This is a genomic window from Pseudomonas sp. CYM-20-01 (assembly GCF_023169845.1).
Classification (GTDB): Bacteria; Pseudomonadota; Gammaproteobacteria; order Pseudomonadales; family Pseudomonadaceae; genus Aquipseudomonas; species Aquipseudomonas azotoformans.
In genome coordinates this window covers 2,817,907-2,841,968 of record NZ_AP025169.1, presented here as the reverse complement: position 1 = coordinate 2,841,968, position 24,062 = coordinate 2,817,907, and the positions used below count along the sequence as shown (strand labels likewise).

The following is a 24,062-nucleotide window of genomic DNA, read 5'->3' as shown; positions in this document are numbered from 1 at the left end:
ATGACCTGACATAGCAAGCGGGCCAATCATCTGCCACCTAAAATCGCCTCTGCCCAAGTTTGGTTCGTTCGAAGGGGTATCCGGAAATGCCGGGCTGCGCCTGACGCAAAAACGGTTCGCCTTGAACTGACTTCCCGGCGGCACATTGCAACTGCGCTGTGCCGCCTGACCCAAGGAGGGTCCATGCTGAAAAAACATTTGTCACTCGCCGTGCTCGTCACCCTGGTCTGGGGGGTCAACTTCCCCATCACCAAGCTGGGCCTGCGTGCCATCGACCCATTTGTGCTCACGGGAATCCGTTTCGCCCTGGCCGCCTTGCCGCTGGTGTTCTTCATCAAGCGCCCCGCCGTCAAGTTCAGCTACGTGGCCGCCTATGGCTTTATCTTCGGGCTAGGCATGTGGGGCGTGATCAACTACGGCATCCAGGTGGGTGTGAGCCCGGGTATCGCTTCGCTGATCATTCAACTCAGCGTGTTCTTCACCATGGGCTGGGGCTTTGTGCTGTTCAAGGAGAAGATCCGTGGCGCACAGATGATCGGCGCCGTACTGGCCTTGATCGGCCTGGCGGGCATCATCTCCACCCAGGAAGGCAACCACGCGGTGCTGGGCGTCATGCTGATCGTCCTCAGTGCAGTGGCCTGGAGCGTAGGCAACGTGATCATCAAGAAATCCGGGGTCAAGGAAATCTTCTCGTTCATGGTCTGGGCCAGCCTGATCCCGCCGATCCCGCTGTTCCTCACCGCCTGGCTGCTGCACGGCAGCGCCGCGTTCGAAGGTTTGCAAAGCAGTCTCGACCTGACGGCGATCCTGTCGATACTGTTCCAGGTGTACCTGGCCACGCACTTCGCCTACTGGGGCTGGAACTCGCTGCTCAAGTTGTACCCGGTGTCCACCGTGGCGCCGCTGTCGTTGCTGATTCCGGTATTCGGCATTACCAGTTCGATGCTGATCCTGGATGAGCGTATTTCCACGCCGAACCTGATCTCGATCGGGATCATCATCGCCGGGCTGGCGGTGGGCTTGTATCGCCGGCCGGTGAACCTCGCACCGGTCGGGCAAGGTGCGGTCATGCAAAGCGATAAATAGCCGGATAAAACAAAGCCCGGCACGCGCCGGGCGTTTGCAATGCTTTCAATAAGTGAAATTATCGATCTTGACCTGGCCATCGGGGAAGGTTGCGATGATTTCCAGTTCGCCCCCCATCGCACGGATGTAGTCACGCAACGTGCTGATGTACATGTCTGTGCGGCGCTCCATCTTGGAGACGGCCGCCTGGTTGATATTCAACGCCTTCGCCAGGCTCTGCTGGCTCAACTGCTGGGCTTTGCGCAGCTCATGCAGCGGCATTTCCTGCAGGTGTTGCTGGAACAACTGCTTGGCTTCGGCGCGGGCTTGTGACGTCATGCCCGCTTGAAGCTCAGCGAATTTCTTAGCCATGGTTACGGCCCTCTTTACGCATTGTTTCCAAATGCACGTCATATAGCTTTTCTGCCATCGGGACGTGTTCCTCATACCACCGATGTTGTCCTGTCTTGTCTCCACCGATCAGCAACAACGCACATCGGCGTGGATCAAAGGCATACAACACACGAAACGGCCGACCGGCGTGCTGTATGCGCAGTTCCCGCAGGTTGCCATGCCGGGAGCCCTTGATAGCGCTGCTGTGGGGAAAGCCCAGGCCCGGACCTAAAAGCACCAGCAGATCAACGCTAGCGGATACGGAAACTTGTTCCTTTGCTCCCAAATCCTCCCAACAGTCTCCGAATTCATCCGTGTATTCAACGTCCCAGCTCATGAAATATGCCACCCATGGAATATAAACTCAAGAGCATAAAAATTAGGAGACGAAGTGCCCGGCCTTCCACCTGCGGCGCTTGGGAAATTGTTTGTACATCCTTCCACTGCACCGGCAGAAAGCTCGCGCCCTTGAAAAACACTGCGCTATCCCCCTCCTACGCCGCAAAAACACAATTATCGAAATGTAAAAAGCGCTCTAATACCCGCCTGTTGATTGGTTTTAAAGATCCTGGAGTTCGCAATGCCCCATGAAGGCAACCTGTTACAAGCAGCCGTGGTGTTCCTGCTCGCCGCCGTGCTGACCGTACCGCTGGCCAAACGCCTGCAACTGGGCGCGGTGCTGGGCTATCTGTTTGCCGGTGTAATCATCGGCCCGTCGGTGCTGGGCCTGATCGGCAACCCGCAAAGCGTCGCGCAGTTCTCCGAGCTGGGGGTGGTGTTGCTGCTGTTCATCATCGGCCTGGAACTGTCACCCAAGCGTCTATGGGTGATGCGCAAGGCGGTGTTCGGCGTCGGCCTGGCGCAGGTGCTGCTGACCGGCCTGGTGATGGGCGTGGTGGCGTTGTGGCTGTTTGGCCAGTCGTGGAACAGCGCCATCGTGCTGGGCCTGGGTCTGGCGCTGTCGTCCACCGCCTTCGGCCTGCAAAGCCTGGCCGAGCGCAAGGAGCTGAACCAGCCCCACGGGCGCCTGGCCTTTGCCATCCTGCTGTTCCAGGACATCGCCGCGATCCCGCTGATCGCCATGGTGCCGCTGCTGGCCGGCAGCGATCACCCGACCACCGAAGCCCAGGGCCTGCAGCATGTGTTGCAGATCCTCGGCAGCATCGCCGTGGTGATCATCGGCGGACGCTATCTGTTGCGGCCGGTGTTTCGCATCGTGGCCAAGACCGGGCTGCGTGAAGTGTCCACCGCCACTGCGCTGCTGGTAGTGATTGGCACGGCGTGGTTGATGGAATTGGTGGGCGTGTCCATGGCTCTCGGCGCCTTCCTCGCAGGCCTGCTGCTGGCAGACTCGGAGTACCGCCACGAACTGGAATCCCAGATCGAGCCGTTCAAGGGCCTGCTGCTGGGGTTGTTCTTCATCAGCGTGGGCATGGGCGCCAACCTCAGCCTGTTGCTCAGCTCGCCGCTGGTGGTGATTGGCCTGACGCTGCTGTTGATAGGCCTGAAATTGCCGCTGCTGTATGCCGTGGGCCGCATGGTGGGTGACCTCAATCGCGAAAGCGCCCTGCGCCTGGGCGTGGTGCTGGCGGCCGGCGGTGAGTTTGCCTTCGTGGTGTTCAAGATCGGCCGCGACCAGGGCCTGTTCGAACCGCACCTCTACGACATACTGGTGCTGACCATCACCCTGTCCATGGCGGTGACGCCGCTATTGCTGCTGGTGTGCCCGAAGCTGTTCAAGCCCAAGGTCAAGCCGGTGGAAGTGCCCGAGGAATACCGCACCATCGAAAGCGATGCGCCACGCGTGGTGATCGCCGGCATGGGCCGTATGGGCCAGATCGTGGCGCGAATCCTGCGTGCGCAGAACATCTCGTTCATCGCCCTGGACACCTCGGTGGAAACCATCGAGCTGACCCGCAGCTTCGGCGGCATGCCGGTGTTCTACGGCGACCCGCAACGCCCCGAGATCCTGCACGCGGCCAAGGTCGACCAGGCGGAATTCTTCGTGATCGCCATGGACGACCCGGAAATCAACATCAAGACCGCCGAACTGGTGCGCAACCTCTACCCGCACATGCAGATCATCGCCCGCGCGCGTAACCGCCAGCACGTGCACCGCTTGGTCGACCTGGACGCCTCGCCGGTGCGCGAGACCTTCTATTCCAGCCTGGAAATGAGCCGCCGTACCCTGGTGGGCCTCGGCTTGAGCCAGGCCCAGGCCGACGCGCGCATCACCCGCTTCAAGAACCACGACCTGCAAGTGCTGGCCGCGCAACACGCGGTGTACGACGACGCGGCCAAGGTGATGCAAACCGCCCAGGAAGCACGGGCAGAACTGGCGCGGCTGTTTGAGATGGATCGACTGGAGGAAGAGTCCGACAAGGTGTGAGGCTGCCAGTGAACGAGATTGCGATTTTTCTGACAGAATACGCCGCAATCTCGTTCATCCCTGGAGCGCTTCATGGCCACTTTCACCAAGACCGCCGTCCTGCTGGCCCTCGCGCTGACCGCCGGCAGCGTGTTCGCCGCGTCCAAGCCGACCACCCAAACCATCTCCACCTTGGGCGGCAAGTTCATCTTCAACTTGCCCAAGGCCTACTCCGCCGACACCCTGCCGGCCGGCAAGGCCGAGGATGGCACTGCCGACACCCAAGGCACGATGTACGCCAACCAGACCACGAAAAGCGTGGTCATCGTCGCCGAAACCGTGCGCAACGATGGGCTGACCATTGGGGATAACGACACCAAATTCCTGGATGGCGCCGTAGCCGGCTTCGTCAAGGACCAGAGCGCCGCCCTGCCGGACTTCAAGAAACAGAGCGAAAAGAAGCTGACCTTCAAGGGCCTGGGCCTGCGCCAGGTGGACAGCACCGCCACCCAGGGCGGCGGCAAGACGCTGAACTCCACGTTCCTGGGCGGTTCGGGCAACCACCTGCTGGTGATCCAGGCAATCTCGCGGGCGGATGACGCAAAGGGGCATGCGGCGCTGGTGAAGCAGATTACCGGCGGAAAATAACAGTCTTCCAGGCAACCCTGGTCCAAGTGTGGGAGGGAGAAGCCCCCTCCCACAATGTTTGAGCGCGTTTAATTCAGGCTCTTTTCCAGCCAGGCTTTCAGGTCCTGCACTTGCGCTTCACTGATGGTATGCGGCATGCCCGGATACCCGTGGAACTCTGGCTTCAACCCCAGTCCCGTCAACACCTCATTCGCCCGAGTGGCCGACGCATAAGGCAGCGCCTGGTCCAAGGTGCCGTGGCCAATGAAAATCGCCAGTTTGCCCAGTGACACATCCGGCTTCAGCTCAGCCTTGAGCACCGGCAGCACGCTGCCACTCAACGCTGCAATCCCACGCAGCAGTTCCGGCCGACGCAACCCCACCTCGTAAGACATGATCGCGCCCTGACTGAAGCCCACCAGGAACACCCGATCCGGCTGGGTGTGGTACTTGGCGGTGGCTTTACCGACAAACTCTTCGATCAACCGGGCGCTGCGTTGCAGGTCGGCAGTCTCGCCATCGTAATCGCCATCACCGGGTTTCCTGGCAAACCAGCGATAGCCATGCGGGTCCACCGGCATCGGCGCGCGGGCCGACAGGTACGTCCAGGTCGACGGCAGCGCGTCCTTGATGCCGAACAAATCCTCTTCGTCACTGCCGAAACCGTGCAGGAAAATCACCAGCGGCTGGTTGCGCGCATCGCCCTGGGTCTGTTCCAGGTACGACAACGGCAAGTCAGTGTGCAGCGTATCGTCGGCATGAGCGACGCCGACCACCAGGGTCAGTGCCAGGGCAAACAGTTTGAGCATGGGACGTGACCTCAGGGTTTGCGCAGCAGATAAGTGTCCATGATCCAGCCATTCTCCAGGCGCGCCGCCTTGCGCACCCGTTCGATTTCTTCTGCCACTTCACTGACCTTGCCACTGATAAGGATCTCATCCTGCGTGCCCAGGTAGGCGCCCCAGTAGATGTCCAGGCCTTGATCGGCCACGGTGCGGTAGGAGTCTTCCGCGTCGAGCATCACCACCAGGGTGTCGGCATCACTCGCCTGCCCCGCCGCCAGACGGCGCCCGGTGGTGATCTCGACCGACTTGCCGATGCGGTTCAGCGCCACTTTGTGTTGTGCGGCCAGGGCCTGCACGCTGGTGATACCGGGGATCACCTCGAACTCGAAGGTGCAGCGGCCACTGGCCAGAATCGCCTGCAAAATGCGGATGGTGCTGTCGTACAACGCTGGGTCGCCCCACGCCAGGAAAGCACCTACTTCACCGTCAGTCATTTCTTCGTTGATCATGCGCTCGAAGGTCTGCTGCTTGTCGCGGTTCAGGTCCCGCACGGCGGTGGTGTAGTCGATATCGCCGCGCACACGCTCGGGGCACTCGGCCTCCACGAAGCGATAGCCCGGCTCAGTGATGTAGGTCTCGCAGATCTCGCGGCGCAGGTCGATCAACTTGTCTTTGCTCTGGCCCTTGTCCATCAGGAAAAACACGTCGGTACGGTTGAGCGCCTTCACGGCCTGCATCGTGATGTAGTCAGGGTTGCCGGCGCCAATGCCGATGATCAGGATGCGTTTCATGGGTTGCTCTCAATGCGGGGCTTGGATTCTGCCATGTTCAGGCGCTCAGGCGTGAGTTTCCAGGCGCAGGCGCCAGACGGTGTTGAAGCGCAGTTCGGTGGCGGCCAACGGTTCGACGTCGATGCGGTAGAACATCGACAGCGGAAACTGCATCACCTGCAACAGCGCGGCGCGGATCACAAAGGGGTGGGTGATGGCGACAATATGGCCGGGTTGGGATTCGAGGGTTTTCAGCCACTGCGCTACGCGTGCACACACGTCATCGACTGACTCCCCACCCGGGGGCGCGAAGGTGCTGTCGGTGAGCCAGGTATTCAACTCATCACTATTGAGTTGGCTGATGGGCTGGCCTTTCCACTGGCCGAAGTCGGCGTCGCGCAGGGCGTCTTCGATCACAGCGTCATTGCCGAACAAGCCAGCCGTCTGCCGAGTACGCAGCTCAGGAGCGCACAATAAACGCGGTTTTTTCCTGTAACGCCCAGCGAGAGAGCCGGCCGCCCCCTGCCAATCCATCGCCACCGGCTCGTCATCGCAGAAACGCCCCTGTTTCTGCAGGGGCGTGAGGGCATGGCAAATGAGTGTCAGACGTGTGGCTTGCATCGCAGCGTGCTTGGACCCAGGGAATGAGGCCACCAAGACTGGCGCAGTTATCCCAGTTGCGCAACGCCGGCGACCGTCAGTCTGCTTTTCTTGTGAGAGCTTGCCTGCGATACGCACGCCGCGGTGCATCGGTGACAACTGTTCTTTGTGGCGAGCGGGCTTGCCCCGCGCTGGGCTGCGCAGCAGCCCCAAAACTCGACGCTGAGTTCTTTCAGAAATACCTCGGTGCCTTCACTGGGGCTGCTGCGCAGCCCAACGCGGGGCAAGCCCGCTCGCCACAGGGGGATTTGATGGCCTAAGAGAAATCTGTCAATCAAACCACTCACGCCCCCCCTAAAACGACGGTCAGTCTGCTTTTCCTGTGGGAGCTTGCCTGCGATAAGGACGCCTCGGTGCATCGGTGACAACTGTTCTTTGTGGCGAGCGGGCTTGCCCCGCGCTGGGCTGCGCAGCAGCCCCAAAACCCGACGCTGAGTTCTTTCAGGAATACCTCGGTGCCTTCACTGGGGCTGCTACGCAGCCCAACGCGGGGCAAGCCCGCTCGCCACAGGGGGATTTGCTGGCCGAGGATAAATCTATCAATCAAACCACTCCCGCCGCCCCTCAAACGTTCCGACGATCAGTTCCACAATCATCCGCACCGCCTCCTCATTCCGCACCTGCGCATTCACCGCCAACCACACCTGGCGCTGCATACGCTCATCCAGCAACCCCGGCAACGCCACCAGCCCCCGGTCGAAACTGCTCATGTAATGCGGCAGCAACCCAATGCACGCGCCACAACGGATCATCTCCAGCATCAGCGAATACGCATGCACCTGCACCACTGCCGCCAGGCGCTGCTGCACCACCTGGTTCCACGCCTGCAAAGCCCCCACCTGCGCATCCGGCTGCCATTGCACCAGCATGTAATCGTCGAGGTCCTCCACACTGTCCGGCCGTGTGGTCAACCGCGAATAACGCTTGGCGATATGCGGCAGATACTGCAAACGCGCCAGGGCCCTAGGCGGTTCAGTGGCAAAGCTCGGACCGGGCACCGGCCCGTCGGCGTCCGACAGCCACAGCACCACGTCCACATCCACCACCTGCAACGACAACTGGCTGTCGATGGAGATGATCTCCAGGCGCACGCTGGCATTGCGGCGCAGCAAGGCGATCAAGTCACGCCCAAGGATGTCATGCAGGATCGGCTCAGCCACCGCGAGCCGAATCAACGGCTGCTCCGTCACCGGCAAGCGTCGTTCATGGGCCAGTGCAATCAGCTGCGCTTGCAACTGCTGGCCATCGCGACTGAGCACCAAACCGTTGCCCTGGTAGCTGAACAGCGAATGCCGCAGGTGTTCCTCCAACTGCGCCAGACGCTTGCGCAACAGCGTCGCCTTGATATTCAAACTGCGCGCCGCCTGCATGAAACAACCGCAGCGCGCACTCACCAGGAAGTAGCGCGCCACTTCCGGGTCGATCTCATGGGCCAGGGTCAGCCAACTGCTGCGGCCCTCGGTTGACACGCGATAAACGGAGGGCCCCTGGGGGGCAGACGGTTCTAGAAATGCCATGGGAGACTCCCTGTCTTGTTGGTCTGTGCATCCAATGCGGGTTGACGCGTGTTACTCCAGCACTTTGTTCAGCTCGGCGCCGTCGATACTCAGGGTGGCGGTATTGAGCATGCCTTCGAGGTAAGCCTTGGCGATCTGTTCCTGGCGCTGGGCACGCAGGGCCTGGGTGAGGCGTTCACGCAGTTCGTCGAGGGTCGCGGTGCGCGCCGGTTGCTGGCCGGTGAGTTTGAGCACATGGAACCCCGCTGCACTCTGCACCACGTCCGACACGGCACCGACCTTGAGGCGCGACACCGCACTGCGCACTTCCGGCACCAGTTGCTGCAACGGCTGCATGCCCGAGTCACCGCCGCGTGCGGCGGAGTCGGTGTCCTGGGAAAACTGCGTAGCCAGGGCGGCGAAATCATTCGGTGCGGCCTGGGCGCGACGGCTCAGCTCCTGGGCCTGGCGGCGTACACTGTCGACGGCTTGCGGGTCATTCACCGCGAGGAAAATCTGGCTCACTCGGTACAACGGCGGTGTCACCCACTGCGACTTGCCGCTGTCGTAGGCCTGCTGCAATTCGGCGGCGCTGGGGTAATCGGCCGGCACCTGGCTGACCGACAACATGTAATCGCGAAATACAATCTGCTCGGCGGCGGCGCGGGTTTGCTGCTCCACGTCCGGGCGCTGGCGCCAGCCCTGGGCGTCGGCCTGTTCGAGCACGGCCTTTTGCGCCAGGCGCGAACGAATCCAGGTTTCCAGCGCGCCACGGTTGCCGCGCAATTGTTCGCGGGACTCGGCAGGCAGGCTGGCCAGCACGGTTTTCAGTTCCGTCAGGTCGATCTGCTGGTTACCCAAGCGGGCCACCGCCGGTCCGACCGGTACAGGGTGGGTCACCGGCGCCGGTTGCTGTGCCGCCACCGGGTCGCTGCCCGGTCGCAGGCTCAAGCCCACCGCCACCACCAGCAAGGCCAGCGCGCCCGCTCCGACCATCAGGGTTGGCTTTTTCACAGTACCGGCGCCTCGGCTTCCGCCTGCAACTGCGCGGCCTGTTGGCTGTACTCACGCAGGTAGACGATAAATTCCTGCAACAGACGGTCCCACAACTCCAACTGGCTGCGCAGGTGCGTAGCGCCGACACCGGCCACCACCACGTCCATTTCCATCAGCAGGAATTCACCCTGCACCGACAACCGTGCAAAACGGCGTGAGGCGTTCCATACCTGGGCCAGACCTTCGGGCAATTCGCCCTGGATCCGCAGCGCGCAGCTGTAAGTGAAATCCACATAGGCGCCCTGCTCTGCCGCCGGGTTGCCGAAACGCACCGCAAAGCCGATGCCCTGGCTGGCGCTGAGCAATTGCACGATGCCGTTTTGCTCAGTCTGGTTGACCCGGTAACCGGCTTCCTGCAGCAACTCGGTGAGGCTCTGGGTGGTGACGCTGGTGATCAATTCGCTCATGGAGATCTCTTCCCTGTCTATCAATGATTGGCAGTTGCCTGGGGCGCATCGAAACGGCTCTTGTACAAATCGTCGCCAAAGCCTTGGGCCAGCTCCTCGAACTTGACCCGGGCGCTGCTGGCGAACGGCTGGCGGATGCTCATCACCTCGGCCACGTCAATTTTTTCGTAGGCCGCGAGCAACTGCTGGGCTACGCCGTACATCTGTTGATTCTTGACTGAACATTGCTGCACTTGTGTGTCACGTTCGCTCAGTTGGGCCTGCAAGCGCGCCCGCTCGGCCTCTTTGCCCTTGGCCAGCACCAGCAGTTCGTCATAGGCCTTCTTGAACTTGCCGATCTGCTCGTTGCTGGCCGCCACCTGGGCCTGCGCCTGGCTGTGCAGGCTCTGTTGCTGGCCGGCCATTTGCTCGGCCACGCCACGGGCCTTGTCCAGCTCGGCCGTCAGTTGCTTGATTTGCGCCTGGGCCTGCTTGGCCTGGTTTTCCGCAGCCAGGCGCGCGGCGCTGGCCTGGGCCTGCTCGCTTTGCAGGGCCTGCAATTGCTGGGTGGTGCTGCGCAGTTGCGTGCGCAGGCGCTCCTCCATGCCTTCAGCCGACGCGCCAGTGGCGACCAGCAGCAGTAACAACCCGCAGATTCGCGTGTTCATGTGGCATCTCCCTGCGCATCAAAAGCGCGTGTTGAGTTCCAGTTGCATCACATCGACTTCGAACGGCTGGCCGTAGACTTCGGACGCGCTCAACCAACGCGCACTGGCGTAGATGTTCTTTTCGATGCCGTAGTTGGCGCCGATGAAGTAGCCCTTGGCGTTGGTGCCGCCCAGGTGGAACGAGGAATCGTTGAAGCCGTCGGGCAAGGCGTCGGGCTGGATGTACTTGTAGCCGGCCAGCACGTTCCAGTCGCCGCGCTTGCGCATCTCCAGCGCGCTGCCGAGGGTGAACGAGACCATCAGCGCATTGCCGCCACTTTCAAACTGGCCCTTGCTGTTGATGTTGTTGACGATCTCGCCTTCGCTGCGCTTGAGCATCTCGCCCTTGTCGTAGGCCAGGTTGTGGATGAAGTTGGCCTGGGAGCGCAACTTGAAGTCGCTCGGCAACTCGCTGTCCCAGACCAGGTTGAGGTCCAGCACATTGAACTTGGACGCCAGGCCGACGAATTGAGGGTCCGGCGTTTTCGCCGGGTCGGCCGGGTTGGTGGTGTTGTTGCGCAGGTTGAACACCGAGTTGCCTTTTTGCATGAACGCCACCCGCGTGCCGTCCGTGTCGCAACCCGCCGCACCCGCCCAAGGCGCGCAAGGGCTGGAGCGCTCGCCTTCGATGTCCTGGAACTGGTAATAGGCCGCGGCCAGCTTGAGGCGGTTGCTGCGATTGATCTTCCAGTCCGCGCCAATCTGCCCGCCAAACAGCCACTTGGTCTCGCTGTCTTCCTTGTCGATGCCGTTAGCGCTGGCGGTGTCGGAGGTGTATTCGATCGGGAAGGCGCCGAGCGTGCCGAACACGCCCCATTCGCTGTTGAGGGAGTGGTTGAAGATGGCGGCCACACCGTCGAAGTTGAGGTCGTTGGAATACATCATGTCAGTGGAATAGAACGGGTTGCCGATACGCCCGGCGGTCAACTTCATGTAGTCGGTGGTGGTCCAGGTGAGGTAGCCCTGGTCCAGCCAGATATCTTTTTTGCCGAAGCCGCCGCCCAGGGTCTGGGTGGTGGACACCGGGTTATTGTCAGAGCCGGTGGCGATGCGGATACCGGCGGTCCAGTCCGGCGAGAGCACCGCTTTCATGCCCAGCCGGGCGCGCAGGCGGAACAGGTTTTCACGGTCCTGGCGGGTGTTGAGCAAGGGTGGGAACTTGGTGTTGGAGTTCTTGTTGACGTCATAGGGGCCGGTGTCATTGACCTTCGCGAAGTCCGTGATGTTGTTGCTGTTGTTGCCCGAGAAGTAACGCGATTCATCGCGCAGACGAATGTCGCCGTCAAAGCTGATGCGCGAGATCCAGTCCGGAAAGGTATTGGGCTGGGCCCAGTTTTCCTGCTTGGCGGTGGCCATGACCTCGGCCTTGACCTGGTCACGAATCTGATCCTTCACTGCCTGCGGCACGTATTGCACCCGCACATCGCCGGGGGCTGCGGTCGGGCCTGCGGCCACCACCGGCGCGGCATTGGCCTGGCGCGCCTGCTGGGCTTCTTTTTCGGCCTGGGCGATCAGCCCGTTGGCGGTGTCCTGGGTCAGCACGCCCTGCTGCACCAGCAGGCGGATCAGGTTGATGGTGACGTTTTCCGAGGGCGCGACCGGGGCCGCAGCCGCCTGGCCGACCAGGGTCGCGATGACCATGCCGACCGCCAGGGTCAGTCGATTCACGGGGGAAATCATGTGTACGCAACTCCTGTAAAAAACCGTTGGAAAAAGGATTCAATCAATCCGGGCGCCGGCCCTTGAGGGACAGGCGCATGGGCAGCGTCAGCGACGCCGGTGGTTTCTGCGTGGCACGCGGCGTCTGGATCAAGGCGAGCATCTGCGCATCGGTCTCGGCATCGCCGCTGGACTTGGCCACCAGTGCCTTGGTGACCTGGCCATCGGCGCCCAACCACAGGTCTATCTGTATCGAGAAGGCCTTCTTGCGCAGCTCCGGGTCTTCGCGCATCAAGCGCTGGTAGGTGCCGGCCAGGTACTGCTTATAAGTACCGGTGCCCAACCCGCCGCCACCGCTGCCGGCCATACCGCCGCCCTTGCCGGCACCGATGTTGAAACCGTCATTGCCAGACTGGGCGTCGCCATCGATCTGCATCGGGTTGGCCAAATCCTCGTTAGGCGAAGGCGGTGCTTCCTCGGCGGGCTTGACCTCTTCGGGCTCCGGGCTCGGCACCGGCTCCGGGACTTTTTCTTCGACCTGGGGCTCAGGTTCCTTGGGTTTCTCCGGCGGCGGTGGAGGTGGTGGCGGCAACGGAATAATCGTCGGCACCTTGGGCGCTTCACGGCGCACGCCGCTCATGTCATTGGCCCACTGCCACAGGAACCAGGCGGCGACGGCGCCCAGCAACAGGCCGGCGCCCCACTTCAACGGGCGCCACGGCGGCGTGTTTTTCACAGGCGGTGGCCTGATCGGCATCTGTGCAGTCATGACTCAGCCCTGGCTCGGTTTGCCGGTGACCAACCCGACCTGGGACAGCTCCAGCCGGCGCAGCAGGTCGAGCACTTCGATCACCTTCTGGTACTGCACCATCGCATCGCCGCGCACGATCACCGGGAAGTCCGGGTTCAGCGCTTTCTCGATGCGCAGGCGCTCTTCCAGCTCGCCGAGGGTCACCGGGTAGGCGTCGAGGAACACCTGGCCGCCGTCATTCACGGAAATGGCCTTGGTCTTGGCCTCCGACAACGACACCGAGGCGCTGGCCTTGGGCAGGTGAATCTGAATGCCCGACACCTGGGCGGTCGCGGTGAGGATAAACATCACCAACACCACCATGAGCACGTCCACCAGGGGCGTGATGTTGATGCTGTCGACGGCCGCGTCATCGTCATCGTCGTGGGAGGCATTTACGGAAGCCATGGCGATTCTCCTCAGGCCGGAACCGATGCGTGATGTTCGCGGCGGTGCGCGGTTTCACTGTGCTGGCTCTCGCCGTGCATCTCCGCCAGGCGGGTGATGAACTCGTCGACGAACACGCGCATGTCCGCACTGACTTCCTTGTTGCGCGTGATCAGGCGGTTGTAGCCAAACAGCGCCGGGATCGCCACGAACAGGCCCATGGCCGTGGCCAGCAGCGCCGCCGCCATGCCAGGGGCGATGGCGTTGATGTTGACGTCACCGGCCATCGCCGTGCCGAGGAACACCACCATGATCCCCAGCACCGTACCGAGCAGGCCGATGTACGGGCCGCCGGCGATGGCATTGGACAGGGTCGAGAGCTTGGAACTGAGCGCCTGGTTCTCGCGGGTGCGCACGCCATCCATGGAGCAGCGGATGGCTTCGATGGTGGCGGCCGACACCGACGACGTGTCGGCGCCCTGGGCACGGCGGGTACGGATTTCCTTGACCGCCACCAGATACAGACGCCACAGCGACGAATGGGCCAGGCGCTCACCCAACTGGGCGTCGTCGGCGTACATCTCCAGGCGGGTGCCGATCTGCGCGAAGTGCTCGCGGAAGATCTCGTTGGCACTGCTCACGCGGCTGACCTGGCGGTTCTTGCGCAGCATGATGACCCACGACTGGAACATCATCGCCACCAGCACCAGGATGATCACCCAGGCATCTACCGGTACGGCGTTGAGCAAAAAGCCCAGGCTGCCGAAACCAAAGCCGGACTGTTCTTCATCCACGCCGTAGGCCACCAGTTTCGACTCGGCGCCCTGGGCGCTGGCATCGGCCAGCAACAGTGCTGCCGGGCGTGCCACCTTGGACAGGCGCAGCTCATCGATGGCCCCGGCGAATGGCAAGTGGGTGCTGCCGGCTTCCGGCAGGTCGGCGCCGATGGCGATCTGAGAATTGAACGCCGGCAAGGCCTGCGCCAGGGTCGCGGTTTCGCGGCCATTCACATACAGCGTGAGCTTGTCGCCCTCGGCGGTGAACGCCAGGTGTTGCCATTGACCGGGGTTCAGCGGTTGGGTGGACACGGCGCGCTGGCCGTCGACTTCCACGAACGGCACGCCCTGGTTCAGGCCCAGCAACAGACTATGGCCGCCGTCGCGACGGGCTAGCACCGCTTGCTCGCCGCTGGCCTGGTCCAGGCGCAACCAGGCGCTGAACGTGAACGCGCCGCCCGCCGCGTGCTGTAACGAGGGGCTGGCCGGCAACATCAACGCTTGGCCGTTCAACTGCAAGGCGCGACCGATCACGCCGTCGATGCTCGCGCCGGTGGCGTTCAACGCGGTGTTGGCATAGGCCGTGGTGTCCCGGGCCGGTGTGCCATTGGCCCCGTCAAAGTGGTACAGCGCGGTGTAGTTCGGGTCGAAGGTCAGCTGCCCATTGGCCGTGGCCGGTGCCTTCTGGTTGCCGTAGTACATCCACAGGTCCTGGCGCTGGCCGCCTTCGACCTTGGGCACATCGACCCAGATCAGCGCCATGCCCATCAGTGGGTCGAAGCTTTCGATCTGGTGGTTGAACACGGTCTTGTCGTCGGCACTCACAAAACGCAGGTCAGAACCGTCGTCCTTGACCCCGTCAAAAGTGAAGTTGCCGGTGTGCAGGCGCACCAGCAGTGCAGTGCGGCCCAGGGCCTGGCTGATCGCGGCGCCTTGGGCGGTGGTGTCTACCGAAATCTGTTTGCGGTAGTGCCAGTCGTCCTGCCACCAGGCATGGGCGGTGGCCGGGAGCGCGAAGCCCAGGCAGATCAACAGGCTCAGGAATAGGCGTTGCATGGGTGAAGTCTCCGGAAGAAAAAGTCAGAAAGTCGCCTGCACACTGAAGTGCAGTCGCGAGTCCTGTTTCTGGGTGTTCGGTCCATCGAGCAGCGGGTAGCCCCAATCCAGGCTGCCGGACAACCATTTGCTCAAACTGGCGCGGGTGCCCAGGCCGACACTGGCCAGGCTGTATTCGTCTTCTTGCTCGGGCAGCGGGTCGTGCAGGCGCATGCGCGCGCCTTCGGCGAACGCATAGAAGCGCCACTCCTGCACATAACTGCCGAGGAACTTGGCCAGGGACGGCGTGCGCAGCTCCTGGGAAAGCAAGTAGCCCTCATCCCCGGTACGCTCCGCCGCCAGGTAACCGCGCACCGAGGTGGCGCCGCCGGCGGAATACTGCTCGTTGGAGACCAGCGGCCCCGACGCGAGCTGGAAGCCGCCTTTGGTTGCCGACTGCCAATCGTTGGCAAAGGTGTAGGTGTAATTCAGGTCGCCCTTGAGCACGGCGAAACTGGCGCTGGCCTTGTAGCGCTTGTAGTCGAACTCTTCGGCATCGCTGCCGTAGCCAAAGAACGCGCGGGTGCCCACCACCAGGTTCAGGCCCAGGCCCAGCTGCGATTGTTCGGTATAGCGAAAGCCGTTGTAACCCAGGGTGAACGGTGCGTACTTGAGGGGCACCTGGTCGCTGCTGGAGCCGAATTTCATCTGCTCGTCGAAGTCCTTGAAGTCGACGCCGAACGAGAACGAATTGGCCCAATTTCCCGCCGCCGGCAGGTTGTAGATGGCCGACACGCCGTAGGAATGGCCCTTGCCCAACACGTTGCTGCCGCCGATGGTGGCGATGTTGCTGTCGGACTGGTAACCGGAGAACTGCAAGGTCCAGCGCTCGTTCAATGGCGCGCTGTAGGAACCGGACCAGACCTTGGCGTTGTCGGTGTCCTGGGGCGCGGTGAAATAGGTCAGGGAAATGCTGTGGCCCAGTTGCCAGAGGTTGTCGTAACCCAGCGTGGCGACCGAACGCAGCTTCTCGGTGTCGGCGCTGTAGTCGTTGTTCAGGCCGAGGCTGGCGTGCCAGGGATTCTGGTCTTCCACTTGCAGATCCACATCCATCGTGCCCGGGCGCTGGCCTTCGCGCACCAGCGGCGTGACCTGGCGCCCGGCGCTGCGGTTGAGGCCGGCCAACTGGGTTTGCACCGTGGCAAAGTCCGGCACTGCGCCCTCCTCCAGGGCCGGCACCTGCTCGCGGATTTCCACCGGTGAATAGTGCTTGGCCCCGACCACACGTACGCGGCCGACCTTGGTTTCGCTCACTTGCAGGTAGACGATACCGTCATCGACCTTCTGCTCCGGCAGCTCGACAAACACTGACTGGTAGCCACGCGCCTGGTAGATCTTCTGCAACGCATCGCGAGCGCCTTCGATATCGCCCAGGGTCTTTTGCGGCCCCAGGAATGGGTACACCGCCTCCTCGATCGTCGCCGCATCGAGCACGGTATTGCCGCGCACGAAGTACTCGTTGACGTCGACCTTGCGCGCCGCCGCCTCTTCCTCGGCCAACACCGGTTGCGCCAGGCTCCCCAGCGTCACGCAACACAGCGCCAGCGTTAATTTGAACAGATGCTCCACACCGCCCCCTGACTGTCTGATTGTTCGCACCGTCGCCGAATCCCCGGCGTGCGGCCTGCTCAATTGCTGGTGATCGCAGTGTTGCCGTGGCGTGCCAGCCAGGTGTGCAACAGGGCGAAGTTCAAGGAGAACTCCGGCATGTGCAGCAAGGCGCCACAAAACACGTCACCGATGATTTTCTGGATGAGTTGCACCGCACGCGGGTTGTTCAGCAGCGTGGCGATGTCGCGCGTCAGGACATGAACGCTCCAGACCTTCTGGTTGAGGTCCAGGCCGACGAACCAGCGGAACAGCAGGTTGTAGTTCAGCTGTTCATGCAGTTGCTGCTCGCTGGGCACCGAATACAGCAGTTGCAGCAGCAGGATCTGCAGCACGGTCTGCGCAGGGATCGACATCGCGGGTTCGGCGGTGAGCCAGTCACGGTGCTGGTCGAGCACTTCGTCGATCTGCGGGCGCAGCAATACCAGGGAATGGCCAGCCGGGATGTAGCTTGAGACTTCCTTGCGGGCGCCCTGCCAGTCTTCCTGGGAGACGATCCATACCCAGGGCGCGCCATAACGATAGACCGACACCGGCTTCTTGCGCGCCGCTTCGACGATCTTCGACAGGCGCTGGTCGAGCTCCTGCATGCCCACTTTCGAGTAACGTTCCATAGTTCCCATCGCCCCACTCCTGGCATCCTGCTTGCGGCTGAAAAGCTCACCTTTCTGGTGGGCTCAAGCGCGTTACACAGAGGAGACGGGAGTGGCCATGGGCTACCGAACTTTTGTCATGAAAGCTTCATTTTTGATTGGGTGGGGGGCATTTTTTTCGGGGGCATATCCGTTATTTAGGTAACGGCGGCTTATGGTTCCGCCCTTACGGCGGCTCACTTTTGAAAAGCGCAAAAGTAAGCAAAACGCTCTTGCCCCAACACTCGGCACCTCGCCCAGGCTCGGTGTGCCCGTAATCCGACAGTGATTTTGGGGGCCGCCGCCACGCGCCATCCATGGCGCGGGGCGGCTAAACCGGCATCCCTGCCGGTTTACCCCCCAAATCCCTGCCGAATTCCGGCCAGCGTGTTTGACGGGGCGCCTAAGATCAAAATCAAAAGCAGATCTAAAGCCAGAGCCAGAGCCAGAGCCAGAGCAAACCACCCTTCAACTGATACATGAAGATCAAACTGTGGGAGGGGGCTTGCCCCCGATGGCGGTGTGTCAGCCAACTCATCAGTGACTGACCCACTGCCATCGGGGGCAAGCCCCCTCCCACACTTTGACCGAGTACCGGCCATACAATCCGGTCGGCTCTAAGGCCGCCGCGCTCTTGCTTTTGATCTGGGGCGCCCCGTCAAACACGCTGGCCGAACGCAGGCTTGAATCCGTGGGTAACCCGGCAGGACGCCGGGTTAGCCGCACTGGGCCATGGATGGCCCATTGCGGCGGCCCACGGATTCAAGCCGGAGTGAGGGCATGCCGAGCCTAAGCGAGGCACCGAGTGTTGGGGCGAAGGCCTTTTGCTTACTTTTGGCTGGGCCGGCATTCCGGCCTTTCCAAAAGTGAGCCGCTGTAAGAGCGGAACCATAAGTAGCCGTTACCGAAGAAACGGATATGTACTCAACTCCGAGAACAAAACCCAACCCCCTGCAACGGCAACTCATAAGACTTCTTAACCGTCCTAACCACCAACGTAGAAGAATAAGTCCGAATCGGAATATCCCGATAAGTCTCCAGAAACCGATAGATATACTCGGTGTACTCCGCAGCATCCCGAAACTTCGCCACCATCACAAAATCAAACTCCCCGGTCATCAAGTAACAATCCTGAATCTCCGGATGAGTCGACAGGATGTGCTGCATCTTGCGGTCAATATCCTGGCTGTCCCTGTCCAGCTTGATCAGGAAAAACGCCGTCACCTGGATCCCCAATTTGCGTTCATCCAGCACCGCCACCTTGGCCTTGATGATCCCTACGCTCTCCATGCGGCGAATCCGCCGATAACAACTGGTGGAAGACAGCCCCACGCTGTCGCTCAACAACTCCAGGCTCTGGTCGCAATCCTTCTGCAACTTGCCCAGGATCTTCAAATCCATGGCGTCTGTCATCGGTTCCAAATCGTCCTTGAAAAAATGCAATGAATACGTCGCAAAGACGGGCCAATTTGCACAAATCCTGCGCAGTGGCTAGTTAACATCGATCCAGCTTAGCAGCCCGGCCAACACCTGGCCTGAAGGCGGCATGAGAGGGATCTTATGATAGTCGCGAAACCGACATGGACCGGTGATATCAAGGCGCTGTTCAGCGCCCCCTACTGGATACCCGCCCCCCAGCGCGCCGCCGTCGCCGCCACATGGGTCGGCTGCATGAACGCCTACGATGTGTTCCTGGAAGACCCGGCTTCGGTCAAGACCTGGTCGCAAACCATCTACCAGCACCTGGCCTCGCGCAACATGCCGCTGACCACCGATCAGCAGCAGTTCTGGCCGCTCGATGCCCTGGAAACCTTCCGCCTGTGGGTCAACCAGGGCTGGCGGCTGGACAGCATTTCGCCGTTCGACCCGGCCGAGCGCATCCCGCCACCGGCGCTGCCACACCCGGTCAAGCGTGTGCGCCAGGACATCCGCGCCCTGAGCCCCGAAGCACTGAACCTGTACCGCGCCAAGCTGGATGACGTGATGCACATTGGCGACGCCGACAGCGGCTCACCCTGGCAGCGCTATGCCTACATCCATACCAACTGGTGCCTGCACTACCAGGAAGCGTTCGCCCTGTGGCACCGCGCTTACCTGCTGTACCTGGAAGCGTTGATCGACTGCGCGATTCCCTACTGGGACTGGATGGCCGCAGACGCCAGTATCGACGGCAGCCCCCAGGCCGGCTTGCCTCAGGCGTTCCTCGATGAAACCTACGTGCACCCGCACACCGGTGAGGTGCGGCATAACCCGTTGCGGTATGCGGCGGCCAAGGATGGTTGCTCCAAGGTCTGCGCCACCGCGCCGGTCGAGGGCGTCGACTGCCGGTATGTGCAGCGCAACCCGCTGTTCTACACCCAGGGCGAGGCCTTCCGATTCGAGCGCACCCAGTTGTATGGCATGAGCCGGATCTTCCAGCAGCAGGTGGTCGACGCGCTGGCGTTCACCACCTTCAGCCAGCCCCAGGGTGTACCAGGCTATCCGTGGGCCAACATCACCAGTTTCGACCCACCGCAACCGAACAATCTGTACCCCAACCGCGCATTGAATTTCGACGGGCTCTACGAGCAGCCCCACGACAACTATCACGGCTGGATCGGCGGCGACATGGCCGACAACGCCTACACCGCGTTCGACCCGGTGTTCTGTTCCTATCACGCCAATATCGATCGCATGCTGGAGGTCTGGATCCGTGCCAACCCGGCGGCGCAGTACACCACCCAATGCCTGTTGCAACCGTTCGCCGGGCATCAGGCCGATGACGTGACCTTCACCAGCGCCGATGCCTGGCGCTACACCACCCTCGGCGACATGGCCCAGGACAGCCGGCACATCGGCTACGACTACGGCACGCCCGTCGCCCCACAGTTCGGCGCGGCCAAGGCTGCGTGCTGCCATCAACCGCAGGCCGCAGGCACAGGTCCCTGGGTGGTGTTCGACCATGTGCGCTGCACCCATGACACCTACCTGATCGACGTCTTCCTCAACCAGCCGGACGCCACGGCGCAGCACGCCAGCGCCGACAACCCGCATTACGTCGGGCGTTTCAGCCGCATCGGCATGGGGTTGGTAGACGACAAGGGCCGCTGCATCACCCAGGGCGTGTCGCGGGCGCTGAATGCTGCGCGCAATGCCCAGGTACTGAAGCTCAAACCGACCGACGCAGCGCAGTTATCGCTGGTCGTGACCCACTCCGATAGTGGCCAGGTGTTGACGGCCGATGCATACGCGCCGCTGCCTGGCTTTATCGCCGAACTGGTGTGGGACGACCCACGCCAAACCTCTGCCGGCCCCGCTCCGGACGCCGGTTGCTGCTCCACCAACACCCCTGCTGGAGAACCGACATGAGCACACCCTTCACCCAATTCACCTCCCCTGCCGAACAAGCGCCCAAGGACTACAACAAGCTCGGCCTGGAGGACCAATTGCCGACCTTCGAGACCGACTGGAACAACAACGTCACCGGCTGGACCCAGATGTCGATCATCGGCAACCCCTGGTCCAACCTCAACGATGCACCGCGCTCGGGCTATTACAACCCGCTGGAGAGCGGCTACGGCACGCTGACGCCGAAGACCATCAGCTGGCAGCCCTTTCCCAATCGCCTCTGGACGTTCTTCTACAACAACGGCGCCGCCGTGGTCCCGCAACTGGGCGGCAAGGCCATGACCCTGGACCAGGTGATGCAACTGACCGACCACGGCCAGATCACCCTCAATAACACCCTGTATTCGCTGTACCCGGACCCGCAGGCGACCCAACTGCAGATCCCCAGCGTGCTGTGCAAATCCATCAACTGGAACGGCCCCTACGCCGACTTTTCGCCCTCTGGCCCACGGGGCTGGCTGGATGAATACTGCGAGTGGTCGATCACCCGCGACCCCGACGGCAACATGCGCAGCATCATGTTCACCAGCGAGAACCCGGCGTACTTCCTGACCATGTGGAACATCGACCCGGGTGCCGTGCTGGGCCTGTACCAGGCGTATGTCGACCCGCAGGTGAAACTCGAAGACCTGTACCTGCGCTACACCGCCGACGGCCCGACCGGCAAGGCCGGCGAACCGGTGCTCGACCCCACCACCGGCCAGCCCGCCTACGACACCGTGAACAAATGGAACAGCGGCACCGTGCGCATACCGGGCGTGTCGGGTGGCGCGATGCACCTGACCTCCGGCCCCAACACCCTGAGTGCCGAGATCTACCTGGCGGCGGCCGCCACCATCCTGCGGCCGCTCAGCAGCAGCCAGAACCAGCAGAGCCTGATCTGCTGCGCGCAGTACGGGCAGAACTACCGCAACTCCGACCCGCATATCGGGTTCTCAGCCAACCAGGCGGCGGTCAACAACCTGATCTCGTTGACCAACCCCATCGGCCTGTACCTGCAGCAACCCAAGTCCTTCAGCACCTGGAAAGGCCCGCAAGGCCAGGATGTCAGCAGCTACTGGCGCGTCACCCGTGGCACCGCCGGCACCGGCCCGAACAACTCCGACCAGATCCTCCAGGCGGTCTTCGAGGTGCCGGCCAGTGCAGGGTTCTCGATCAATGACATCACCATCAGCGGCACGCCGATCGACTACGTGTGGGTGATCGCCAACGAACTGAATGTGGCCCTCAGCGTGACCCCGGCACCGCTCACCGCCCAGCCCAAGGAGTGCGCCTGCGTGGCGGCCAACACCACCGATGCGCAGCCCTGGCCGGTGCAGTTGCTGCCGATTGACCTGTTCTACGGCCAATCCCCCAGCGACTTGCCGGCCAGCTTTGCGCCCGGCAGCTCAAGCCAGTTCGTGCTGGTGGTGCAAGGCGCCGACCCGAACACCACGGCGGCGGATGCACGGGTGCAGTTCTCCAACCCGGGCATCACGGCCCAGGTCACGCAGTTCCTGCCGGATGCCTCGGCGATTCCCGGGCAGACCGACGGCGGCGGCACCCAGGGCTACATCATGACCATTACCGTCAGCAGCAACGCGGCGCCGGGGCTGGTCAGCGTGCGTGCGCTCAACCCCAACGAAGCGGCCAACCCGAGTGCCACCGAGCACCCATGGGAAAGCGGCCTGGCCCTGGTGCCCAGCGCCTGAGTTCCACCCGGCCGCCCATGCCTGGCGTGGGTGGCCGCCCCTTAAGTCTTGAGCAAGGAATGCGACCATGAACGGATGGCTTCGCCCGCTGCGCCGGGCACGCTTGCGTATTGTCTGCACAATCACCTGCGCCCTTCTCCCGTGGCTGGCCCCCGCACCGGCCAGTGCCGCCTCGGATGCCCAGAGCTGCGTCAGCCAGTTGGTGTTCGACCCCACCAGCGGCGGCTTCCTGCCGGTGAACAATTTCGGCACCGAGCAGGCTTTTCTCAATTGTTTCGGCTGGCAGTTGTTCATCGCCATGAACTGGCCGGTCAACCCCGGCTGGCCCGCCAACCCGAGCCTGGCCGGTGAGCCGGATACGCAAAGCAGCGCGGCCCAGTTCGGCGTGCCGCCAACCCCAGGCCAACCGATGAGCAAGGCTCCAGTGTGGGCCAGCTACAAGGATGCCAGCGAGATCTTCCTGCCCGGCGCGGCCAAGCCGTCCGGCTGGGGCGTGGAAACCCTGGTGCCGTCCAATTGCACCGCCACCGGCAATCTCAAGGCGTTTGCCACGGGCGCGCGTAAATTCATCACCGCCACCTCGGAAAGCGCGATCAACCGCAAGCACCGCTTCCACCTGTCCAGCGGCACCCAGGTGACCCTGCCCGATTCGATCATGGAAGCCTCCGGCGGTTGGCTAACGGACCAGTCCGGCAACCTGGTGTTTTTCGAGCGCAAGGTGGGCAAGGCCGAGTTCGACTACATCGTCGACAACGGTTTGTACGATGCGGCCAACCAGCTGATCGTGGCGCAGAACAGCGACAACCGGCACCCCGCCGGCCTGTCACTGCCGGCCGGCAAGCTGGTGCGTGAACTGCCGGCCAAGGCGCTGCCGCAGGAAGAACTCGGCGCCCTGGAACTGAAAGCCGCCTGGCGCGTGCTCACCAACAAGCCCGCCCTGTACGGGCGCTACCTGACCACCGTGGCCTGGCTGCAACGCCCGGACACGCTGCAATGCACCCAGGAAGTGATTGGCCTGGTGGGCCTGCATATCATCAACAAGACCCAGACCCAGCCGAATTTCATCTGGACCACCTTCGAGCAGGTCGACAACGTGCCTGACGGTGGTGCCGCGCCGCCCGAGGGCTACAGCTTCAACAACCCGGCATGCACCGGTGATGCCTGCACGCCGAATGTGCCCCGCGTGCAGTGCGACGCCACGCACACGCCGCCCAACTGCACGCCCCTCGACCAGCCGGTGCAGGCCACCCGCGCCAACGCCACGCCCCAGGACATGCAGGCGCTGAACACGGCAGTGCAGCAGACCTTCGCCCAGCAGACCCAGGGCCAGTCGGTATTCCAGTACTACAAACTGGTGAATGTGCTGTGGTCCAAGACGCCCAATGCGCCCAACGACCCAGGCCCAGGGCCGAACGTGCAGGTACCGCTGTCCTATGGGCCGTTTGTCAGCGACCAGAGTGTCGTCGTCGCCAACACCACCATGGAAACCTACGTGCAGACCGACAACTGCAACGACTGCCACCAGTACGCGGCGATTGCCGGAAAATCCGGGCTGGCGTCGGACTTCTCCTTCCTGTTCAGCAATGCCGACTCGGCGAAGAACACGCGGCTGATCAAACGCATCGAGTCGTTCAAGACCCTCAAGGACAACCCGTAACCGGCGCAAAAAAAGGGGCGATCATTGATCGCCCCGAACGGTACATCGAGAGGTCCTTTCCACAGCC

General features: G+C 62.4%; 22 protein-coding genes. 6 read left to right on the top strand and 16 right to left on the bottom strand.

The window, feature by feature from the left end; genetic code table 11:
• Positions 1 to 183: 183 nt before the first annotated feature.
• Positions 184 to 1,086 (top strand): EamA family transporter, encoded by a 903-nt coding sequence (locus tag M2497_RS12920; RefSeq protein WP_248487842.1) that lies wholly within the window; start codon positions 184 to 186, stop codon positions 1,084 to 1,086.
• Positions 1,087 to 1,131: 45 nt separating this feature from the next.
• Here M2497_RS12920 and M2497_RS12915 read toward each other — a convergent pair whose 3' ends face one another.
• Both M2497_RS12915 and M2497_RS12910 read right to left on the bottom strand, forming a co-directional pair.
• A complete protein-coding gene (locus tag M2497_RS12915; protein WP_248487841.1) occupies positions 1,132 to 1,437 on the bottom strand; it encodes an XRE family transcriptional regulator in 306 nt (101 codons plus the stop codon).
• A complete protein-coding gene (locus tag M2497_RS12910) occupies positions 1,430 to 1,795 on the bottom strand; it encodes a type II toxin-antitoxin system RelE/ParE family toxin (protein ID WP_248487840.1) in 366 nt (121 codons plus the stop codon). The genes M2497_RS12915 and M2497_RS12910 overlap by 8 nt, the downstream gene beginning before the upstream one ends.
• Positions 1,796 to 2,038: 243 nt before the next feature.
• Here M2497_RS12910 and M2497_RS12905 point away from each other — a divergent pair, with 243 nt between their 5' ends.
• Together M2497_RS12905 and M2497_RS12900 are read left to right on the top strand one after the other, a co-directional pair.
• The gene (locus M2497_RS12905; protein ID WP_248487839.1) at positions 2,039 to 3,847 is read left to right on the top strand and encodes a monovalent cation:proton antiporter-2 (CPA2) family protein; all 1,809 of its coding nucleotides are present in this window, start codon (positions 2,039 to 2,041) and stop codon (positions 3,845 to 3,847) included.
• 72 nt (positions 3,848 to 3,919) lie between these two features.
• Positions 3,920 to 4,474: a hypothetical protein gene (locus M2497_RS12900; RefSeq protein WP_248487838.1), complete on the top strand. Its 555-nt coding sequence runs from the start codon at positions 3,920 to 3,922 to the stop codon at positions 4,472 to 4,474.
• A 68-nt stretch (positions 4,475 to 4,542) separates the two neighbouring features.
• Here the strand turns inward: M2497_RS12900 and M2497_RS12895 are convergent, their stop codons facing one another.
• The 14 genes from M2497_RS12895 to M2497_RS12830 form a co-directional block, all read right to left on the bottom strand.
• On the bottom strand, positions 4,543 to 5,262 hold the full coding sequence (locus tag M2497_RS12895; RefSeq protein ID WP_248487837.1) for an alpha/beta fold hydrolase: 720 nt from the start codon (positions 5,260 to 5,262) through the stop codon (positions 4,543 to 4,545).
• An 11-nt stretch (positions 5,263 to 5,273) separates the two neighbouring features.
• The gene (cobF, locus tag M2497_RS12890) at positions 5,274 to 6,029 is read right to left on the bottom strand and encodes a precorrin-6A synthase (deacetylating) (protein ID WP_248487836.1); all 756 of its coding nucleotides are present in this window, start codon (positions 6,027 to 6,029) and stop codon (positions 5,274 to 5,276) included.
• A gap of 45 nt (positions 6,030 to 6,074) precedes the next feature.
• Complete coding sequence (locus M2497_RS12885) at positions 6,075 to 6,629, bottom strand: histidine phosphatase family protein (protein WP_248487835.1); 555 nt, start codon at positions 6,627 to 6,629, stop codon at positions 6,075 to 6,077.
• A gap of 578 nt (positions 6,630 to 7,207) precedes the next feature.
• On the bottom strand, positions 7,208 to 8,185 hold the full coding sequence (locus tag M2497_RS12880; protein ID WP_248487834.1) for a LysR family transcriptional regulator: 978 nt from the start codon (positions 8,183 to 8,185) through the stop codon (positions 7,208 to 7,210).
• A 51-nt stretch (positions 8,186 to 8,236) separates the two neighbouring features.
• Positions 8,237 to 9,178, bottom strand: coding sequence for a peptidylprolyl isomerase (locus M2497_RS12875; protein ID WP_248487833.1), 942 nt, complete (start codon positions 9,176 to 9,178; stop codon positions 8,237 to 8,239).
• Positions 9,175 to 9,627 (bottom strand): YbjN domain-containing protein, encoded by a 453-nt coding sequence (locus tag M2497_RS12870; RefSeq protein WP_183133336.1) that lies wholly within the window; start codon positions 9,625 to 9,627, stop codon positions 9,175 to 9,177. Before M2497_RS12870 ends, M2497_RS12875 begins: the two co-directional genes overlap by 4 nt.
• Before the next feature lie 20 nt (positions 9,628 to 9,647).
• Complete coding sequence (locus M2497_RS12865) at positions 9,648 to 10,274, bottom strand: DNA repair protein (protein WP_071495333.1); 627 nt, start codon at positions 10,272 to 10,274, stop codon at positions 9,648 to 9,650.
• Between the two features lie 18 nt (positions 10,275 to 10,292).
• The gene (locus M2497_RS12860; protein ID WP_248487832.1) at positions 10,293 to 11,993 is read right to left on the bottom strand and encodes a putative porin; all 1,701 of its coding nucleotides are present in this window, start codon (positions 11,991 to 11,993) and stop codon (positions 10,293 to 10,295) included.
• Between the two features lie 43 nt (positions 11,994 to 12,036).
• Entirely contained in the window at positions 12,037 to 12,741 is a 705-nt protein-coding gene (locus tag M2497_RS12855) for an energy transducer TonB (RefSeq protein WP_248487831.1), read from the bottom strand.
• A 3-nt stretch (positions 12,742 to 12,744) separates the two neighbouring features.
• The gene (locus M2497_RS12850) at positions 12,745 to 13,170 is read right to left on the bottom strand and encodes a biopolymer transporter ExbD (RefSeq protein ID WP_010211136.1); all 426 of its coding nucleotides are present in this window, start codon (positions 13,168 to 13,170) and stop codon (positions 12,745 to 12,747) included.
• An 11-nt stretch (positions 13,171 to 13,181) separates the two neighbouring features.
• Positions 13,182 to 14,981, bottom strand: coding sequence for a MotA/TolQ/ExbB proton channel family protein (locus M2497_RS12845; RefSeq protein ID WP_248487830.1), 1,800 nt, complete (start codon positions 14,979 to 14,981; stop codon positions 13,182 to 13,184).
• A gap of 24 nt (positions 14,982 to 15,005) precedes the next feature.
• Positions 15,006 to 16,589, bottom strand: coding sequence for a ShlB/FhaC/HecB family hemolysin secretion/activation protein (locus M2497_RS12840; protein WP_248487829.1), 1,584 nt, complete (start codon positions 16,587 to 16,589; stop codon positions 15,006 to 15,008).
• Positions 16,590 to 16,648: 59 nt separating this feature from the next.
• Positions 16,649 to 17,242, bottom strand: coding sequence for a transposase (locus M2497_RS12835; RefSeq protein WP_248488196.1), 594 nt, complete (start codon positions 17,240 to 17,242; stop codon positions 16,649 to 16,651).
• Positions 17,243 to 18,184: 942 nt separating this feature from the next.
• Complete coding sequence (locus M2497_RS12830; RefSeq protein ID WP_071491274.1) at positions 18,185 to 18,661, bottom strand: Lrp/AsnC family transcriptional regulator; 477 nt, start codon at positions 18,659 to 18,661, stop codon at positions 18,185 to 18,187.
• Between the two features lie 159 nt (positions 18,662 to 18,820).
• On the opposite strand from M2497_RS12830, the gene M2497_RS12825 reads away from it, so the two are divergent.
• From M2497_RS12825 to M2497_RS12815, 3 genes are all read left to right on the top strand, one after another.
• Entirely contained in the window at positions 18,821 to 20,608 is a 1,788-nt protein-coding gene (locus M2497_RS12825; RefSeq protein WP_248487828.1) for a tyrosinase family protein, read from the top strand.
• Positions 20,605 to 22,338: a hypothetical protein gene (locus M2497_RS12820; protein ID WP_248487827.1), complete on the top strand. Its 1,734-nt coding sequence runs from the start codon at positions 20,605 to 20,607 to the stop codon at positions 22,336 to 22,338. The genes M2497_RS12825 and M2497_RS12820 overlap by 4 nt, the downstream gene beginning before the upstream one ends.
• A gap of 67 nt (positions 22,339 to 22,405) precedes the next feature.
• Entirely contained in the window at positions 22,406 to 23,995 is a 1,590-nt protein-coding gene (locus M2497_RS12815) for a hypothetical protein (RefSeq protein WP_248487826.1), read from the top strand.
• Positions 23,996 to 24,062 lie beyond the last annotated feature (67 nt).

What these genes read in the sequence shown, in the direction of transcription:
- M2497_RS12860 (WP_248487832.1), bottom strand. Translation starts at nt 11,993, where the DNA reads ATGATTTCCCCCGTGAATCGACTGACCCTGGCGGTCGGCATGGTCATC.
- M2497_RS12895 (WP_248487837.1), bottom strand. Translation starts at nt 5,262, where the DNA reads ATGCTCAAACTGTTTGCCCTGGCACTGACCCTGGTGGTCGGCGTCGCT.
- M2497_RS12820 (WP_248487827.1), top strand. Translation starts at nt 20,605, where the DNA reads ATGAGCACACCCTTCACCCAATTCACCTCCCCTGCCGAACAAGCGCCC.
- M2497_RS12855 (WP_248487831.1), bottom strand. Translation starts at nt 12,741, where the DNA reads ATGACTGCACAGATGCCGATCAGGCCACCGCCTGTGAAAAACACGCCG.
- M2497_RS12920 (WP_248487842.1), top strand. Translation starts at nt 184, where the DNA reads ATGCTGAAAAAACATTTGTCACTCGCCGTGCTCGTCACCCTGGTCTGG.
- M2497_RS12845 (WP_248487830.1), bottom strand. Translation starts at nt 14,981, where the DNA reads ATGCAACGCCTATTCCTGAGCCTGTTGATCTGCCTGGGCTTCGCGCTC.
- M2497_RS12915 (WP_248487841.1), bottom strand. Translation starts at nt 1,437, where the DNA reads ATGGCTAAGAAATTCGCTGAGCTTCAAGCGGGCATGACGTCACAAGCC.
- cobF (WP_248487836.1), bottom strand. Translation starts at nt 6,029, where the DNA reads ATGAAACGCATCCTGATCATCGGCATTGGCGCCGGCAACCCTGACTAC.
- M2497_RS12905 (WP_248487839.1), top strand. Translation starts at nt 2,039, where the DNA reads ATGCCCCATGAAGGCAACCTGTTACAAGCAGCCGTGGTGTTCCTGCTC.
- M2497_RS12885 (WP_248487835.1), bottom strand. Translation starts at nt 6,629, where the DNA reads ATGCAAGCCACACGTCTGACACTCATTTGCCATGCCCTCACGCCCCTG.
- M2497_RS12835 (WP_248488196.1), bottom strand. Translation starts at nt 17,242, where the DNA reads ATGGAACGTTACTCGAAAGTGGGCATGCAGGAGCTCGACCAGCGCCTG.
- M2497_RS12830 (WP_071491274.1), bottom strand. Translation starts at nt 18,661, where the DNA reads ATGGATTTGAAGATCCTGGGCAAGTTGCAGAAGGATTGCGACCAGAGC.
- M2497_RS12900 (WP_248487838.1), top strand. Translation starts at nt 3,920, where the DNA reads ATGGCCACTTTCACCAAGACCGCCGTCCTGCTGGCCCTCGCGCTGACC.
- M2497_RS12870 (WP_183133336.1), bottom strand. Translation starts at nt 9,627, where the DNA reads ATGAGCGAATTGATCACCAGCGTCACCACCCAGAGCCTCACCGAGTTG.
- M2497_RS12910 (WP_248487840.1), bottom strand. Translation starts at nt 1,795, where the DNA reads ATGAGCTGGGACGTTGAATACACGGATGAATTCGGAGACTGTTGGGAG.
- M2497_RS12880 (WP_248487834.1), bottom strand. Translation starts at nt 8,185, where the DNA reads ATGGCATTTCTAGAACCGTCTGCCCCCCAGGGGCCCTCCGTTTATCGC.
- M2497_RS12825 (WP_248487828.1), top strand. Translation starts at nt 18,821, where the DNA reads ATGATAGTCGCGAAACCGACATGGACCGGTGATATCAAGGCGCTGTTC.
- M2497_RS12815 (WP_248487826.1), top strand. Translation starts at nt 22,406, where the DNA reads ATGAACGGATGGCTTCGCCCGCTGCGCCGGGCACGCTTGCGTATTGTC.
- M2497_RS12850 (WP_010211136.1), bottom strand. Translation starts at nt 13,170, where the DNA reads ATGGCTTCCGTAAATGCCTCCCACGACGATGACGATGACGCGGCCGTC.
- M2497_RS12865 (WP_071495333.1), bottom strand. Translation starts at nt 10,274, where the DNA reads ATGAACACGCGAATCTGCGGGTTGTTACTGCTGCTGGTCGCCACTGGC.